The organism is Paraclostridium sp. (assembly GCF_051657365.1).
GTDB lineage: Bacteria > Bacillota > Clostridia > Peptostreptococcales > Peptostreptococcaceae > Paraclostridium.
Genome location: NZ_JBOFKN010000045.1, coordinates 1 through 1,490, shown reverse-complemented (window position 1 = coordinate 1,490; position 1,490 = coordinate 1). Strand labels below are relative to the sequence as shown.

Genomic DNA, 1,490 nt, shown 5'->3' with positions numbered 1-1,490 from the left:
ACTTGAGAGTTCAATGCTATGATTAAAAAAGGATTTGCGACATTAACAGTCACGCTTGTTTTGAGCGCGATCGCTTTGATTGCTGTATTTTATTTAAGCAAAGGCATGTTATTTAATGCAAAGAAAGCGAACGATGAAGTTGTTTACTATGAAGCCTATAATGCAGCACATTCAGGAATGACTCAGGCTCTTAAAACCGTAACGAAAAATAATAAAAGGTTGCCGTGCTTATTTGAAAGTAAAGAAACGAAGAATAATGGAACGGTAAATAATAACTGTTATTGTCGGCCTGATGATAACGCCGTAAATGAAAATAGCGAAGTGGTTTGCGAAGGTCAGTTTTCATTTAATGGTGAACAAAAAGAAAATTCAAAGCTAATTTCCACATATAGAACTACAATTCGTCATGATAAAAGTGGCCTTTTTGAAATAGTATCGGCCGGTCAGGCGAATGGTTTTGAAGCTATATTACGTACTGTATACCAATCTATTGGTGGGATGAAAACGATACCTAAATCCGCAATTGTGTCTACTGGTGATGTATATATTGTGGGTAATACATACTTTCATATTGCAGATGGCAGTGTTACTGGAGGGAGTGTCGAAACGGGAGGGAAGCTATTTTATGATTTACATCAGGGCTCTAAGACACCTAACTATGATTTTAAAATGATAGGCGATGATACTGGGATCAGTGTTGATCCGTCACATGGACAGAAGCCAGTAGATGAAACAAAGGGATTTAATCAGAATAAAGATATTAATGATAAAAATAGAGCAAGTTCTGTATATTTAGGTGAAGAGTTTAAGAAATCAAAAGCAAAATTTCTAAATATGGCCGATGTTAAAGTCGATTCTGGCTCAAAATGCGAGGCGGTAATTAAGTCAATGCCTGATGCAAAAAATAAAGGGAAGTTGGCTAATCATATCTGGCTTGATCTTGATGCGAGCTCCATTCATGAGTTTCAGGTTTATCCTTATATTGGCGCAGGGTACCCATCTGTTTGGGGATGTAATTTGGGTGGGAAGCTTCCATCACCATCAGAAAACGAGCCAGCTAATATAGTAATCAATCTTACAGGCTTGCCAAAAGAAGACTCTCAAGCATATAAATACATCACAGATCCAGAGAAAGGTTTGATTTTTTATACTGAAGGCGGTTCGAACTATAGGGGTATGATATCTCTTATTGACAGTGTAAAAGATTCTAAGGTGAATCTTCGTTTCTACGCTGGAGATACAGTTACTATGGTCGGTACTATTTTATTAGATAGCCAAGGTAAGGCGTGGTTTGAATCATCATTTAAGTTAACGTACGACTCAAAACTACTTAATGACATGAGTGATAATTTAAAGTCTCAGGGAATTATGGCCGGCTCATGGAGTGATTATTGATGGTTATTTCACACTCGCGTGGCTTTGGTTTAATTGAAGTTCTGGTGGCAATGCTGGTGATTGCCATAACGGTTCCCGCCTTGTTTGCTCTGCAA

The 1,490-nt window shown here is 37.8% G+C and carries 2 protein-coding genes; both read left to right on the top strand.

Annotated elements, in window-relative coordinates; translation table 11 throughout:
* Positions 1-18 precede the first annotated feature (18 nt).
* Positions 19-1,395 (top strand): hypothetical protein, encoded by a 1,377-nt coding sequence (locus tag ACRCYC_RS03530; RefSeq protein ID WP_438617809.1) that lies wholly within the window; start codon positions 19-21, stop codon positions 1,393-1,395.
* A partial coding sequence (locus ACRCYC_RS03525; protein ID WP_438617810.1) for a prepilin-type N-terminal cleavage/methylation domain-containing protein occupies positions 1,395-1,490 on the top strand: 96 nt, incomplete at its 3' end. The genes ACRCYC_RS03530 and ACRCYC_RS03525, both read left to right, overlap by 1 nt.

Bases quoted from the DNA above. Each gene is read 5' to 3' on its own strand.
- ACRCYC_RS03530 (WP_438617809.1), top strand. From the start codon at position 19: ATGATTAAAAAAGGATTTGCGACATTAACAGTCACGCTTGTTTTGAGC.